At 44.1% G+C, this 13,257-nt stretch carries 18 protein-coding genes; all 18 read right to left on the bottom strand.

Features of this window, described 5'->3' with window-relative positions; all coding sequences use genetic code 11:
* Window positions 1-4: 4 nt before the first annotated feature.
* The 18 genes from FEK29_RS08300 to FEK29_RS08215 all read right to left on the bottom strand — a co-directional run bounded on the left by FEK29_RS08300 (window position 5) and on the right by FEK29_RS08215 (window position 13,256).
* On the bottom strand, window positions 5-487 hold the full coding sequence (locus FEK29_RS08300) for a hypothetical protein (protein ID WP_138257955.1): 483 nt from the start codon (window positions 485-487) through the stop codon (window positions 5-7).
* Window positions 487-855 (bottom strand): 3-hydroxyacyl-ACP dehydratase, encoded by a 369-nt coding sequence (locus tag FEK29_RS08295; protein ID WP_138257954.1) that lies wholly within the window; start codon window positions 853-855, stop codon window positions 487-489. Before FEK29_RS08295 ends, FEK29_RS08300 begins: the two co-directional genes overlap by 1 nt.
* On the bottom strand, window positions 856-1,446 hold the full coding sequence (locus FEK29_RS08290) for an outer membrane beta-barrel protein (RefSeq protein ID WP_138257953.1): 591 nt from the start codon (window positions 1,444-1,446) through the stop codon (window positions 856-858).
* On the bottom strand, window positions 1,443-2,051 hold the full coding sequence (locus FEK29_RS08285) for a hypothetical protein (protein ID WP_138257952.1): 609 nt from the start codon (window positions 2,049-2,051) through the stop codon (window positions 1,443-1,445). Before FEK29_RS08285 ends, FEK29_RS08290 begins: the two co-directional genes overlap by 4 nt.
* Window positions 2,032-2,649: a LolA family protein gene (locus tag FEK29_RS08280; protein WP_138257951.1), complete on the bottom strand. Its 618-nt coding sequence runs from the start codon at window positions 2,647-2,649 to the stop codon at window positions 2,032-2,034. The genes FEK29_RS08285 and FEK29_RS08280 overlap by 20 nt, the downstream gene beginning before the upstream one ends.
* Window positions 2,642-3,418, bottom strand: a complete 777-nt coding sequence (locus tag FEK29_RS08275) for a polysaccharide deacetylase family protein (RefSeq protein ID WP_138257950.1) — start codon at window positions 3,416-3,418, stop codon at window positions 2,642-2,644. Before FEK29_RS08275 ends, FEK29_RS08280 begins: the two co-directional genes overlap by 8 nt.
* On the bottom strand, window positions 3,412-4,473 hold the full coding sequence (locus FEK29_RS08270) for a beta-ketoacyl synthase N-terminal-like domain-containing protein (RefSeq protein WP_317129174.1): 1,062 nt from the start codon (window positions 4,471-4,473) through the stop codon (window positions 3,412-3,414). Before FEK29_RS08270 ends, FEK29_RS08275 begins: the two co-directional genes overlap by 7 nt.
* 96 nt (window positions 4,474-4,569) lie before the next feature.
* Entirely contained in the window at window positions 4,570-5,769 is a 1,200-nt protein-coding gene (locus FEK29_RS08265) for a beta-ketoacyl-[acyl-carrier-protein] synthase family protein (protein WP_138257948.1), read from the bottom strand.
* 62 nt (window positions 5,770-5,831) lie between these two features.
* Complete coding sequence (locus FEK29_RS08260; RefSeq protein ID WP_138257947.1) at window positions 5,832-6,089, bottom strand: phosphopantetheine-binding protein; 258 nt, start codon at window positions 6,087-6,089, stop codon at window positions 5,832-5,834.
* Window positions 6,079-6,693 carry a 3-oxoacyl-ACP synthase gene (locus FEK29_RS08255; RefSeq protein ID WP_138257946.1) on the bottom strand — a complete coding sequence of 205 codons (615 nt, stop codon included), beginning with the start codon at window positions 6,691-6,693 and terminating at the stop codon, window positions 6,079-6,081. The genes FEK29_RS08260 and FEK29_RS08255 overlap by 11 nt, the downstream gene beginning before the upstream one ends.
* Window positions 6,694-6,698: 5 nt before the next feature.
* A complete protein-coding gene (locus FEK29_RS08250) occupies window positions 6,699-7,760 on the bottom strand; it encodes a methyltransferase (protein ID WP_138257945.1) in 1,062 nt (353 codons plus the stop codon).
* Between the two features lie 59 nt (window positions 7,761-7,819).
* Complete coding sequence (locus FEK29_RS08245) at window positions 7,820-8,962, bottom strand: beta-ketoacyl-[acyl-carrier-protein] synthase family protein (RefSeq protein WP_138257944.1); 1,143 nt, start codon at window positions 8,960-8,962, stop codon at window positions 7,820-7,822.
* A complete protein-coding gene (locus FEK29_RS08240; protein WP_138257943.1) occupies window positions 8,955-9,392 on the bottom strand; it encodes an acyl-CoA thioesterase in 438 nt (145 codons plus the stop codon). Before FEK29_RS08240 ends, FEK29_RS08245 begins: the two co-directional genes overlap by 8 nt.
* Complete coding sequence (locus FEK29_RS08235) at window positions 9,382-10,647, bottom strand: ABC transporter permease (protein ID WP_138257942.1); 1,266 nt, start codon at window positions 10,645-10,647, stop codon at window positions 9,382-9,384. Before FEK29_RS08235 ends, FEK29_RS08240 begins: the two co-directional genes overlap by 11 nt.
* Entirely contained in the window at window positions 10,640-11,383 is a 744-nt protein-coding gene (locus FEK29_RS08230; protein WP_138257941.1) for an ABC transporter ATP-binding protein, read from the bottom strand. The genes FEK29_RS08235 and FEK29_RS08230 overlap by 8 nt, the downstream gene beginning before the upstream one ends.
* A 13-nt stretch (window positions 11,384-11,396) precedes the next feature.
* Window positions 11,397-12,404 (bottom strand): BtrH N-terminal domain-containing protein, encoded by a 1,008-nt coding sequence (locus tag FEK29_RS08225; RefSeq protein WP_138257940.1) that lies wholly within the window; start codon window positions 12,402-12,404, stop codon window positions 11,397-11,399.
* A complete protein-coding gene (locus FEK29_RS08220; RefSeq protein ID WP_138257939.1) occupies window positions 12,388-12,798 on the bottom strand; it encodes a hypothetical protein in 411 nt (136 codons plus the stop codon). Before FEK29_RS08220 ends, FEK29_RS08225 begins: the two co-directional genes overlap by 17 nt.
* Window positions 12,795-13,256, bottom strand: coding sequence for an ABC transporter permease (locus FEK29_RS08215; protein ID WP_138257938.1), 462 nt, complete (start codon window positions 13,254-13,256; stop codon window positions 12,795-12,797). Before FEK29_RS08215 ends, FEK29_RS08220 begins: the two co-directional genes overlap by 4 nt.
* Window position 13,257 lies beyond the last annotated feature (1 nt).

The raw sequence follows: 13,257 nt of genomic DNA, 5'->3' as shown, positions 1-13,257 counted from the left end.
AGGTCTACAGGGCCGACTTCTCCTCATCGGTAAATACCTTTGAACCCTGAATATAGTTACGGATCATTTTTTTCAGGGAACCATCCTTAATTTCTGTAAAGTGGTCTAGGATAAAACCCTTATCGGAATCGATAGCATCGTTATACTTTACAATCTTGGGAGCATTTTCCTGAACGCTCAACCGGATGAAACGAAGTTCAATGTTCCCAGGTTCTGAAGCGATGGCGGCCTCCAAGATGCTTACACCTTCCTTAAAAAACCCTTTTTTATCCTTGACGGCTTTGGCACGATTGGCCTTTAAGGTCAAAACGGCTCCTTTATATCCATAAAGTTCTATGGCATCATCTTGGGAAATGCCAGATAGTTTTTCAGCGAGGGTGTTCGTTATGGAGGCATCGTCCTTGGCCTTTGGATACAAGCTGCGTACCTCATCCAAGGATGTGGAGTAAGCTATAAAACTCAGAAAACCAAGCAACAACATCTTCATTAGGCCCTAATTTTAAAACTTGCGTTCAATTTTAGTGCCAGGGTGTCCTCAAAGCTGACCGTATTTTTGATCTTGACCTCGTCATCTGACTGGGAAAGTTCAATATCAAATTGGACGGTGTAATTCTTTTCTGGATTGATAACGGCCATGAACTTGACGTTGGAAGCAACGGACAGCAGCAGTTTTTTTTCTAGGGATTTTTCGGTGAGTTCCTTAATTATCTGTATCACGCAGACCCCGGGCAATACAGGATGGCCGGGAAAATGACCTTCAAAGATTTCATGATCCTTGTTGAGTTTGACCGTGGCCTTCACATACGGTTCCATGTAATTAAATTCCTGAATCTCGTACAATCCTTCTAACAGCATTTATTTGGTTTTAAATTTATAAGCGGCGCCCACTTGAAGAACACCGTTCAGGTTGCTTCCCGCTTCCTCGTAAAGGTCATCGGCACCAAAAAAGTCCACACTTACGGTTCCCTGTTTATACCGCGCCTCCAAAGTAAGCCCAAATTTGAATTCATAACCAATGCCTCCAAAAACGACCACATCAAAAGGGGATATTTCTCCATCACCGTTACCATTGGACAAATTCACTAAATTGTTCTTTAAGTTGACATCCAGACCCAAACCAAGATTGAAATGGAACCCCTTGTTGGGACCTACATAGAATTTGTTGGCGCCCATGATGGACAAATAATCGATCTGAACATCTCCGTAATCCAGGCTCACCGAGGTACCTCCCTGGGAGGAATAAAAAACTTCAGGTTGAATGGTATACAACTTCGTAATGGGAATGTCCAGAAATCCACCAATATACAAACCCGATTTTGGTTCCAGCCTTGTTTTGCTAATGGTGCTTTCGTTGTAGCCCATTTTGATGCCGGGAGCTACCTGAGCTCCTAAAAAATAGGGAAAGGTACATGCAAACAAAAACAGGAATGTTATGGACTTCTTCATTTGATGGCCTGTAAAGATATGGTAAGTTTCATTGTTTTGTGCGAAATTACAATTTGTCTTGCCACACGGTCATCGATCTCTGAGAATGTGATGACCACTTTTTCCTTTTCGTTTCCCACCCGTGTAATGTTGGTAAGGATATCGTTTTTGAACGTGTAGAAATGTGTTTTGGAACCTATTTTGGTCTTTGTCAGTTCGCTGTCGTTCTTCGTGTAGGTATTCAATGGTACAATTTCTTCCTGGATCAAGCTTCTAAAATCCTGTTCCAGGATACTTAAAAGGATTTTACGGTCCATTTCCTTTAGGATGCGGTTCACTTCAAAGTCGGTCCCGCTAAGGGTAAAATCAAAAATCGTGTTCCCAAGTTCCGTAGTAAAGGCAATTCTATGGGTTTGATCTGCCAACTTTTTTAGGACCAAGATCCCTCCGAAGTTATTCTCGAAAACAATGATGTTCGCCTTGTAGACGTAATCCTTTTGTACATTCGAGAAATAGGGGTTCATTATTTCCAGGGTGTCAAGTGCAGTAGGTTGGTAGCCCATTTTTTTTGGGTATGAGGCACAGCTGAATAGGAGCAGGAAAAGGCTAAAGGTCAAAAACCGCATCGGGTAGGGTTTTGTTTTCTATCCGATTGGAAAAAACAATTCTGGTGTAATCGCCGCTGGGTTCGATCATTTTCACTTCTTCCACGGTCCCTCTTTGCGAAAATGTGATGTGGAAGGCTTGGATGAACTCTGAAAACTGAGGGTCCCTGGGTAAAAAATGCACCAAACTTGTCTTGTTCTCCTTGAAGTAGGCAATTTCAAAATCATCGGCATTGAACATATTCCCGTTAATACTGGCGCTTATCAAATGGTTTAGCTGTTTAAAAAGTTCGTTGGAACGAAGATCCAGCTTACTTTTGTTGCCATTGTCATTGATAAGCAGTTTTTGGTCCTTAAAGACTACCTTATAGGAGAAAGGCTTTACGTATTGCCAACTCACATTGTCCGGGCTTTTGTAAGCCAATTTGCCGGTCGATTCGATGTCGCTTGACAAAAAGTCCAAATGCTTGTACTGTACAAAATCACTGGTGATGGTCTGGGTCTCTTCTGCCTTTCGTTTCACCAATTGCTGTAAGGATTTTGCCGCTTCCGCTGACATTCTGGTCTGTGCGAAACCCAAGTAGGAGAATAATAAGAGGATTGCCAGGATTCTATTCATACGCCCGTATTTGGAACATTTGGTCTACCGTGACCGATTGCAACTTTCTTTCCTCCAAAAATACCAATAATCGTTCCAAAACGGCGATCGATTTTGCACTGGTATCATGAAGTAGGATGATGGCCCCGTTTTGGGTACGGCTGGTTATCCGTTTTAAAACCTGGTCCTCATTTCTAAAGGTTGTATCCAAGGAACGCACGTTCCATCCTATGGTCTTTAACCCCAACTTTTTTACCGCCCTGGCTATACTTGGATTGGTGACACCAAAAGCGGGCCGGTACAAGGCCATTTTTAACCCTGAGATACCTTCAACAAGTTTGTTGGTTAGGGTAAGTTCTTCCATAACCTTTTCAGTTCCAAAAAAACCAAAAGTGTTGGCATGTGAAAAGGTATGGTTTCCAACGGAATGTCCCCGCCGTATAATCTCCTTAAATTGCTCCGGATGTTTTTCAATATTTTTCCCGATGCAGAAAAAGGTCGCCTTGGCATTGTACTTTTCTAGGAGGGAAAGCGCCTTTGGCGTGTATTCCGGATGCGGCCCGTCATCAAAGGTTATGGCGACCTGGGGTTTATTGATTTCGTTATTTGAATTCAAGGAAGTCATGTGGTAGTTCCACCGGATAAAAAAAGAACCACCCAGTGTCAAAAGGAACCAACTTGCCATCAATAGGGCGAAAGCGGGCCACGGAATCGGTTTGAAAATGGAAATGACCAGAGAGAAAACCAGGCCCAACAGGAAAATGGTATTTACTGTTTTCCGAGTTAGCATTTTTCCAGGACTACCAGACTGTGGTTTTTACCCCGATATTGGTTATATAATAAAAGCCTTTTTGGTTGGCTTACTTTTATATCGTTCCAGCGGATGACCTCTGGAACCTTACCGGTTTTGAAGATTTTATTGGCCATCCAAAAACCGAAACCGGAAGCCGTGTCATATTCTCCGGAAAGATGTTTATACACAAATTGTGGAATAGTTTGAAATATCCCATTTGCAAGGTCTTGGTAAATCGTATCGAAATCTATATCCCCATTGTTACCTAAAATGACACCGTCCAAATCTTCGAGTGTCAATCCATTCGTATGCAAAAAACCCAGAATTGTATCGGAGACCTCCTCCTTCTTTAGGGTATTGTAAATTCCCATGGCAATGAGCCTTGAATAGGTTGTATCCTGTTTTTGATTGGACAGTACAAAAAAGTGGGATCCCTCCCCAAAAACAATGCCCTTGGTGCCGGAGCGAAGTACCTGTTCCCTGGAAACGGGTTCTTTTTTTATATGATCGATGAATTGATGGGTGGTTACATGGTGTTCTACCAATTCGTCCACGGCACCTACCAATATGTTTTCAGCTTCATTGTTCTCTAATTGTAGCTTGGCGTCCCATAGGCTGGACTCGAACGATATGTTGGAATGCACGTAGGTAAAATTGTATCCCTTGCACCCCATATCCAATGCAATGGAGCCCGCTACGGTGTTGTGGGAAGATTGAATGAACCGGGTAGGGGTAAGGTATTGTTCATCGTTATCCAATAAGTCCCGCACAAATTTTTCGGATTCGCCCAAGCAGCCTAGACCCGTACCTACGATGATGGCGTCCACATTGTCCAGACCCGCTTCCTTTAGGGCATTTTGGGAGCTTACGGTGCTCATTTTTAAGCCTTTTGCCATTCTTCTAGCCGCAGCTGGAGGTATGTAGTCCCTATAATTGGGGTCGACCGCTTTAACCGAAGTGCCCTCATAATCAACGACCTCATCTAAAAACCCCGAATCATCAAAAGTTTTTTGGACGGAAACAGATCCGATACTGTTTATGTACACCTCCATTTTCATGCGTTTAAAATTAGTTTATTGGCTTGATTTTTAAACATTTTCTTTCGCCTGGGTATTTCACTTACCTTACCAATGCCCTCGATGAGGGTTTCATGCCTCTTTGGTAAAAATAAGGGTAGAACAGTTACCGCCAAAACCAAAGGAATTGGAGAGTACCGTTTTTATCTCCTTGTACTTTAATTGGGTCTCTGGAACCAAATTAAATTCGGTCATGGGCGTCTTAAAGTTGAGGTTGGGATAGATGACGTTGTTTTGGATGGACAAAACGGAATAAACGGCCTCTACACCCGCCGCTACTGCCAAGGTATGCCCCGTAAAGGGTTTGGTGGAACTGAATTCCGGAACGTTCTCCTTAAACACACGAAGTAAGGCCCTCCCTTCGGAAAGGTCGTTGTTGGGCGTTGCCGTACCGTGGGCATTGATATAATCCACCTCGCTTGGAGTAATACCTGCTACTTTTAGGGCCTTCTCCATTGCCATGACGGCTCCGTCGCCATTTTCCGAGGAAGCGGTTTGGTGATAGGCGTCGTTGGCATTGCCATAGCCTTTTACATAGGCCAAGACCTTTTTGTTTTCCTTTGAAACGATTGCATCGGATTCCAAAATCAAAAATGCCGCCGCTTCGCCCAGATTCAACCCTTTTCTGTGTTCATCAAAGGGAGTGTTATACGTATCGGATAAGATCATCAAGGTCTTAAAACCGTTGATGGTAAACTTTGAAAGACTGTCCGACCCTCCCACGATTACCCGATCCAGTTCACCACTTTTTATCATTCTGGCCCCCAACATGATTGCATTGGCGGCGGAGGAACAGGCCGTACTAATGGTGGTTACAAAGCTTTTGGTCAGACCTATGGCATCCGCAATTTTTTGTGTGGAGTCACCGGCATGTAAGCTGTTTATATGATTCCAATGGAGGTCCCTTTCATAAAAGTCATAGAAATATTGCTCGGATTTGTCCATGCCCCCTACCGTAGTGCCGGATATAAGTCCGGTTCTGTACTCAGATATATCTTGAATTTCTGCCTGTGCCAGTGCTTCCTTTGCGGCCATGATCCCCAATAATGGGGTCCTCGAATGGGAATCTGCGGGCAGGCCCAGTAATTTTTCCAATTCCCCATTGGTCAACAGAACTTCCCCCACCATGATTTCATGTTCATGGACCGTTTTTATACGGCTAATTTTGGAAATGCCCGTTGTGCCAGAAATCAAGGAAGCGAAGTTATCCGCAACATTGTTACCAATAGCGGAAATTAGGCCCATTCCAGTAATCGCAACTCCTTGATTCATTGAAAATATTTAGACAAATAGCAGATTACACCTTGTATGTAAATCTGTGATAGGGTACCAAGTTAGGCTTTGTTCGCACTGATGAAAGCGGCCATGGTATCTATGGACTCGAAGATTTTTCGGCCTTCCTTTGGATCTGCCAGTTTAATGCCATAATCCTTGTCCAGCATTACGATGAGTTCCAACGCGTCAATGGAGTCAAGTCCCAAACCGTCTCCAAACAATGGATCGTTGTCCGCAATTTCAGCTGCGGTAACATCTTCCAGGTTCAGCTGCTCTATAATTTTTTCCTTTAATTCTTGTTTCAAATCACTGCTCATGGGTCGTCTTATATAATCGGTTTATTTCAGCATCGGAATGGACAAAAGTACCTTTCTTCGCTACAACATACAAAAATGCATCATATTTTTCATTATCCACATCTACCCACCCACATAATACCTTTTCGGCCTTGTTTTCATCCATCAATTCCGCAGTATAGGAACTCAGGGTTTCAGGACTGAATTCGTCCATGACAAAGAAACAGTTCTCCGAATGAATCTTGTGTTTGATACTAATTTCGCCCATACAGATATTGGCCAAGGTATATACGAAAACGGCGGGGCTGGGATAGTACTGGGTGGCATCCTTTATGGAGTCTTGGTACCCACGGTCCGTATCCAAACTGGAAGCCCTATTGGAGAATACCATGGCGATATTTTTTTCCCATTCTTCCCTCAATAGCACTTCCGCGGCCAAAAGTCCCAGTTTACTCAGGTTGTCCATTTTAAAGAACTTGGGATAATCCACGATCAGCTGTTTGTAGGCCAATTTCATGACCGATTTAAAATCGGTTTCCAAGGTCTTGAATACAGGCGCGCCGTTAACGGAAACGATGCCATTGTTTACGTGGCTAAAGGATTCTATGTAGTACCGGTTCTCCAATAAAATTATTTCTTTTTGCAGACGAATAATGTGTGGAATTCGCCCAAACTTATATCATCCTTCAATTCCAAACCGGCGGCTTCGGCAAGTTCAATAAGTTCCGTGGCCTTGTACATCTTGCTGTTTCCGTTGGCCAAGGCGGTAAAGTAGAGGGATGTGGCCTCCAAGGTAAACTTGGCGTTGTCAAATTTTTGTCGGTCCGTATAGGTCTCAATAATGATCAATTCCGTTTGGGAATCCATGGCATTAACGGCCGTTTTGAGAATTTTTAGGATTTCTTCCTTGGAGAAACAGTCCAAAAACTGGCTCATCCAAATCGTATCCGCACCCATGGGAATTTGCGGATTTTCTGAAAGCCAATCGATTTCACTTCCTTGGACCCTGTCCCCAAAACCTTGATCTGCGGTATTCTTCAAGGCTACCCTTAATTGTCCTGGTAAATCGAAAATATGCACGTTTACCTCTTCGCTGTAAGCACAACATTGGATGGCAAATTTACCGGTGTTTCCGCCAATATCGAACAACAGTTTGGGCTGGTGCCTAAAGACGATTTTTAGCGCTTCCTCAAAAATGCCATCGGAATAGAAGTGGTCAAAAGCGAACCATGACTTCTGGATTTCAGGTTTCAATTGGGAAAGTCCCTCATAAATTGTGGGCCAATTTCCCAATTCCTTGAGTCCGGCAGGTTTTCCTTCCCTGATGGATTCTTCTAAGTGGAAAAGTCCCTGGTAACAAACATCCTGGGTAAAATTCATGTTCACCTGGGTCATAGGATTGTAATTTAAGAAATACCCAATTTTGGTGAGTTCATACCTTCCGCGCTCGTCCATGGAGACAATGTTGGCACTTTCGGCCATTTCCAATAGTACGCTCAGGCCATACTCGCTAATGGAGAGTTCCTCACAAATTTCGGTAAGGGTGACCCCGCCTTTGGCTACGTTTTGAAAGATAAAGTCAAAAACGCCTAGGTTTTTCAACGAAACCGTGGTCTGGAATACGAAAGGGGCAAAAGCTATCTTCTGAGCCTCCTGCAGTGCATCAATGGCCTTAATGTATTTTTTTGGCATTTCTTAAAATCAAGGATTGAAAAAGGCGAATTTAATACCCCACATCATAATAACAAAGTTTATACCTTCTTAAAGATGACTGCGGTGTTGGAACCGCCAAACCCTGAGGCAGTTTTCAGGAATACGTTTAGTTCCTTATTGGTTGTTTTTTTGATAATGTTCATGGGCCTTGAGACGCCCAGTTCCTCAAAACCCAAAGAAGCGAACAAAGTGTTTCTATGCAGGGAATGCATGCCGATGATGGATTCCAGTAGGCCCGATGCGCCCAGGGTGTGTCCAAAATAACTTTTTAGACTGTTTACGGGTGTTTTGGATAGGCCGGCCCGTTCAAAGGCGATGGCCTCCATTTCGTCATTGAACATCGTGGCCGTACCATGTCCCGATATATAATCGATATCCTTTTTGCGAACACCGGATTGTCCCAGGGCATTTTCAATACTTCTGTACAGCCCTTCACCCGTGCGGGAAGGACCCGAAATGTGATTGGCATCATTGCACGATGCCTCCCCCATGATTTGAACAGATTCCGGCGCAAGTTCCTTCGGGTTTTTGGTCACCAAAACACTTGCCGCCACCTCTCCGATATTGATGCCGGTCCGGGAATTGCAGTACGGTCTACAGGGTTCCAAGCTTAAGGCTTGAAAAGCATTGAACCCAGAAAGTATGAACTGGGTTACCAGATCTCCAGCCACCACAAGAATGCGGTCGTACCTACCTTGTTTAATCAGCCTTTTGGCTACGGCAATTGACAGAACCCCGGAAACACAGGCATTGGAAACAATGATGGCCTTGTTTTTAAATCCGAAGAATTTCTGAACCTGTTCGCCCAATTCGGCAAGATAGGCCCTGGATTCCGCAAAATTACTGTCCTCCTCCAGAACGTCTATGTTTCCTTTGGTGGTGGAAATAAGTAGTCCCGTTCTTTCGTCCAATCCTATTTTTGATTTTTCTAGCGTGTCCGCAAGGGAAACCAACATCATTTTCTCCAAACGGGTGTGTTCCGTGTTGGGATTGAGGTTTTCATATCGTTTTTGAAGCTCCTTTGGGGCTATCCGTGAGGAACAAAAGGGCACATGCAATACCTTGTTGTCCTCATAGACCGATAACCCGCAGTTTCCTTTTTCGATACTATCGATAACCGTGGTACTATCAAAACCTAAGGAAGAAACGATGTTGTTATGTGATAGGTAAACGTTATCCATCCAATAAACCTACTTTTTTCTTCCACTCCTTAAAAAAATTGGGAATGACCAAGGAAAGTTCCCCTTGGAGTTCCACAAAAACCTGTACGGTTTCCCCGGTGCATACCACTTTTCCTTCGGGATTCATGATTTCGTACCTGAATATCATCTTGGCAGCGGCAGAATCCACGTAGGTCGTCCTAATTTCGGCAACATCGCCATAGCGAAGGGGAAGTTTGTGTTCACAGGTCGATTTAACAATAGGGGATGAAAAATTATGCTTTTGCTGATCCAAATAGGAAATACCGTGATGCCTCCCAAAAGCTTCACGCCCATCCTCAAAATATTGAATGTAGTTTCCGTGCCAAACAATACCCAATGGGTCGGTTTCGGTAAAACGCACACGTACCTTGCTGGTAAAACTGATTTCCTTGGAACTGTTAGACGGCATTTTTTCTTTCGTTATAAATTATGGCCACAACCGTTGTAGCAATGAAAAATAGGAAAAGGGCGATTATTTCCAGAAGGATTTCCCCAAACCCAACATTTCTCAAAAATACATCATAAAAGGCATTCAGTCCCCAGTTCATTGGGGACAGTTTTGAGAGCAGCTGCATGAAATGGGGCATGGCAAAAACGGGCACCCAAACCCCGCCAATGGCCGCGAGAATCACCACAAAGGTTGCCCCAAAGGGAGCCGATTGCTCCTGGGACCTGGCAACGGTTCCCAACAGCAGTCCCAAACCAATGGCCGCCAGCCCTGCAAAAAACGCAACGATCATCAACAGCGGAATTCTTCCCGCGACTTCCAGTTTTGGAAGTCCTATTACGGGAAATAGGTATACCCCCAACAATAACATCAATAAAAATTGGAGGAGGGAAACGACCACAAAGACAAGGGCCTTGCCGCCCAACACCGTGGCATAAGGAACGGGCTGGGTTTTAAGCCTAATAAAAGTCCCTTGATTTTTTTCGTGTACAATATTGATGGATAAGGGCAAAATGATAAAGAAGATGGCGAACAGGGTCCAGGCCGGAATATTGTGCTGTGTGGAATTGGGAATTCCCTCTTTTTTGTTAGTATTCGGAACGATCTCCGTGAAGGAAATAAAACTTTCCGTATCAAAAATGGGACTGTCCTCTTCTTCGCCTAACTCCTCTTGGAAGGCCTTGTAAATGGATTTGCTCTCTATTTGGGAAATCATTTTATCAATGTTGTTCCGCACCGAGCTTTTAAACGATTGTTGGGTGGCGGGATCAAAGTAGAGCCTAATTTCCTTTTTTTCGATTTTTAGTTCTTGACCATCCTGTGTTTCTTCAACCCCAAATTGGGCCAATATTCCAGATACGTTTTGGTCTATTTTCAGATGTAAATCCCGCGTCAGGTGTTTGGGTAGGATAATGGCCAATTGATATTCTCCTTTTTGTACCAGGTTCTGAGCTTGTTCCTCACTTTCTTCCCTAACGATTTCAAAAATACGGGACTCCATTAGGTTGTTTCCAACCTGGTCCGAGACTTCGCCTTTGTCCAAATCTACCAGAAGAATAGGTATCTTGTTTTCCTGAATGGTCTTAAAGGTATTGTCCTGTATCAGCGTGATGGTAACGACCAAAAGCAATGGCATCAGGAACAAAACGGCCAGGCCGCCCATATCCCTGGTGAGCAACCAAAACTCCTTTTTTGCCGATACCCAGAGTTTATGCATAATCGCGAAGGGCTTTACCAGTTTGGGCCAAGAAAACCTCTTCCAGGTGTTCCGCACCTTGTTCGTTTTGGATCAATTCCTTGGGCGTACCCAAACATAATAGCTTGCCATGGTCTATGATACCCACTTTGGTACAAAAGGTTTCGGCTTCGTTCAAATGGTGCGATGTATAAATAATGGTCGTTCCACGGGCATTCAGTTCCTTCAAGTATTCGATAATGACCGACTTGGACTGAACGTCCACCCCAACCGTTGGTTCGTCCAAAAACAGTACTTTGGGACGGTGAAGGATACTGGCAATTAGGTTGATCCTTCGTTTCATACCACCTGAAAAACCCTTTATTTTTTTATGGGCGAATTTTTCGAGCCCCAAAATTCCCAAGTGTTCCTGTATGGAAGTTTTGAACGAGGGTCCTTTTAACCCGAACATACTTCCAAAATAATAGAGGTTTTCGTACGCCGTAAGACTGGGGTAGAGGGCATATTCCTGGGGCACGATACCGATCAGTTGTTTCAGTTCCTTTTTGTTTGCGGCATAATCAAGTCCGTCTATCTTGAAGGAACCGGAAGTGGGCCTTATCAAACCGCTGAGTATGGAAATAAGGGTGGTCTTACCGGCGCCGTTAGGACCCAGCAGTCCAAATATTTCCCCTGTTTGGATGTTCAGGTCCAACTCCAGAAGGGAGTACTGTTCCGCCTCCTTGTATTTTTTGGAAAGTTGGTCTATTTGAATCATGGGGTAAGGCGGTTTATACGGCTTTCTTCAAGGTTTTGAAAAAATGTTCTTCCCTGTCTGCAAGTGCTTCCAATTGGATGGCCACATCTTCATAGCCGTTACTTTCCGCGTTTCGGTTTTTATAGATCCGTGAGGCGTCCACCGCAAAATCGCGCCAAGCGTCACCTATAGAAGTCATCTCCTTGGAAAGCTCCATGAGTTTGGGATTTTCCAGTAAAACACTGGCCTCTTGTAAGAATGCAGCATAAATGTACCTAAATCCGCCACCGCCCGTACCAATTTCCTCCTGCATACGCACGATCTGGCCCAAATAATGGTTCGCTTTTTTAGGCCCCAGTTTTTTGGGCCATTTACGAATGTTTTTGGCTACCCACCGCATGGCCTTTACGCCCACAATGGGCACGGGGGCCGTCATATCCCGGGCCGTCTGTTTGATGCCCTTTACAATGGCGCTTTTTAGTTCCAGTTTCTCCGGAAAAGAAATAGGGTAGTACATATGTCCTTTGGGCGCAAATGCGCCTTTGGCAAAGCGTACCTTTTCCAGCTCCTTACTCGATAGGCTGGTAACCTCTTCCATTACGGGGTCACTGATCAAATACCGGTCTCCGTGTTTGCCGTACACGACCATATTATGGGCATTGAAATGGAAACGGTACTCATCTGGAAAATACACCAGATTGTACACACCTACCTGAAGACCTACCGGATTGTTCTTTGCCAAATTCTGGTCCAGACGTTCCTGCGCCTTTTTTGGATTATTGAACTTTTCCCGTTTCATTTTTATGCCTGTCCGTTTGGCAAACCTATTGAATATGAACCCTGGCATGGATCGGTAGGTGAACACGGGGGCATAGTTGACCTTTAAAAAAGGGAGGTAACTAAAAAGCAATCCAGAACCTATGCCAAAGACCATTGGCTCGCTTATTTGGAAACCGTTGTGCTTCATGAGGTTTGAAACCACGCCGTTTTCACAATGTGCGGACTGATTGTGGGTAAAGTCTATTTTAAGATTTTCCGTCATCAATGGATTTCAATTGTTCAATACTGATATCGAATACATCGGCATATTTCTGTAACGTCTTTTGGCTTAATTTTTTAAATACCGATGGTTTAAAGTGTCTTTTTACGCGCCATTGCCAAAGGCCCATATAGCTTGCCAGCACGGGAAGATCCATTTTATGGACTTCCATATAATATTCAATGGGACTCGTTTCATGGTTCAGAACCCGACTCTTTGCATGTGCCACACGCTCTTCTATTTCCTTAATGGCGTTGTCCAAGGCAATTTTTTTGGGATCCCAGCCAGTGCTCAGTGAAGTCGTGTATTTGCCGTCTTCGTCCACTGCATAGACCATTTCCCTGAAATTGGCAGATGCCAGGTTACTTTCGTCCTGCGGCACATCTTCTTTCTTCATACGTGTACTTCTTTGATCAAACAGTTCAACGTACAATCTACAATTAAATCGTCATTTCTAAAAGTGCTGGAGCTCATCGTGCAAATGCTTACCCCGTTAAGGTCGTACCGTGACAAGAGCTGTGCCTTTGTAACCAGAACCTCATGTACTTTGGGTAGTTCATAAATACGAACTTTTTTTATGGCACTTATATAGCCGATGAGGTCATTGCTCGTACCTTCAAAATCCTTTACGTCGTAAAAACTTTGGCCAACGATCGCGGAACAGGTTTGGGCGGCGTTTTCAATGAGTCCAGCTTCGGTAAAGTATCCGTTTTCCAAAAAAATGCAGTGCGGCTGTATGTTGAATTCCGTAATTACGGAAGTACTGTCCACAAAGGGCATATCGGTTACCAAAAGCATGGGAGGCCTATGGGGCAAGAACTTCCGAATGTCTATTTTTTGCCCGTCCCTTTCCATT

The organism is Maribacter aurantiacus, from assembly GCF_005780245.1.
In the GTDB taxonomy this organism is placed as follows: domain Bacteria; phylum Bacteroidota; class Bacteroidia; order Flavobacteriales; family Flavobacteriaceae; genus Maribacter; species Maribacter flavus.
Note: the sequence above shows the minus strand (reverse complement) of the source record. Positions and strands in the feature narration are given on the sequence as shown.

What these genes read in the sequence shown, in the direction of transcription:
- FEK29_RS08300 (WP_138257955.1), bottom strand. Translation starts at nt 487, where the DNA reads ATGAAGATGTTGTTGCTTGGTTTTCTGAGTTTTATAGCTTACTCCACA.
- FEK29_RS08295 (WP_138257954.1), bottom strand. Translation starts at nt 855, where the DNA reads ATGCTGTTAGAAGGATTGTACGAGATTCAGGAATTTAATTACATGGAA.
- FEK29_RS08290 (WP_138257953.1), bottom strand. Translation starts at nt 1,446, where the DNA reads ATGAAGAAGTCCATAACATTCCTGTTTTTGTTTGCATGTACCTTTCCC.
- FEK29_RS08285 (WP_138257952.1), bottom strand. Translation starts at nt 2,051, where the DNA reads ATGCGGTTTTTGACCTTTAGCCTTTTCCTGCTCCTATTCAGCTGTGCC.
- FEK29_RS08280 (WP_138257951.1), bottom strand. Translation starts at nt 2,649, where the DNA reads ATGAATAGAATCCTGGCAATCCTCTTATTATTCTCCTACTTGGGTTTC.
- FEK29_RS08275 (WP_138257950.1), bottom strand. Translation starts at nt 3,418, where the DNA reads ATGCTAACTCGGAAAACAGTAAATACCATTTTCCTGTTGGGCCTGGTT.
- FEK29_RS08270 (WP_317129174.1), bottom strand. Translation starts at nt 4,473, where the DNA reads ATGGAGGTGTACATAAACAGTATCGGATCTGTTTCCGTCCAAAAAACT.
- FEK29_RS08265 (WP_138257948.1), bottom strand. Translation starts at nt 5,769, where the DNA reads ATGAATCAAGGAGTTGCGATTACTGGAATGGGCCTAATTTCCGCTATT.
- FEK29_RS08260 (WP_138257947.1), bottom strand. Translation starts at nt 6,089, where the DNA reads ATGAGCAGTGATTTGAAACAAGAATTAAAGGAAAAAATTATAGAGCAG.
- FEK29_RS08250 (WP_138257945.1), bottom strand. Translation starts at nt 7,760, where the DNA reads ATGCCAAAAAAATACATTAAGGCCATTGATGCACTGCAGGAGGCTCAG.
- FEK29_RS08245 (WP_138257944.1), bottom strand. Translation starts at nt 8,962, where the DNA reads ATGGATAACGTTTACCTATCACATAACAACATCGTTTCTTCCTTAGGT.
- FEK29_RS08240 (WP_138257943.1), bottom strand. Translation starts at nt 9,392, where the DNA reads ATGCCGTCTAACAGTTCCAAGGAAATCAGTTTTACCAGCAAGGTACGT.
- FEK29_RS08235 (WP_138257942.1), bottom strand. Translation starts at nt 10,647, where the DNA reads ATGCATAAACTCTGGGTATCGGCAAAAAAGGAGTTTTGGTTGCTCACC.
- FEK29_RS08230 (WP_138257941.1), bottom strand. Translation starts at nt 11,383, where the DNA reads ATGATTCAAATAGACCAACTTTCCAAAAAATACAAGGAGGCGGAACAG.
- FEK29_RS08225 (WP_138257940.1), bottom strand. Translation starts at nt 12,404, where the DNA reads ATGACGGAAAATCTTAAAATAGACTTTACCCACAATCAGTCCGCACAT.
- FEK29_RS08220 (WP_138257939.1), bottom strand. Translation starts at nt 12,798, where the DNA reads ATGAAGAAAGAAGATGTGCCGCAGGACGAAAGTAACCTGGCATCTGCC.
- FEK29_RS08215 (WP_138257938.1), bottom strand. Translation starts at nt 13,256, where the DNA reads ATGGAAAGGGACGGGCAAAAAATAGACATTCGGAAGTTCTTGCCCCAT.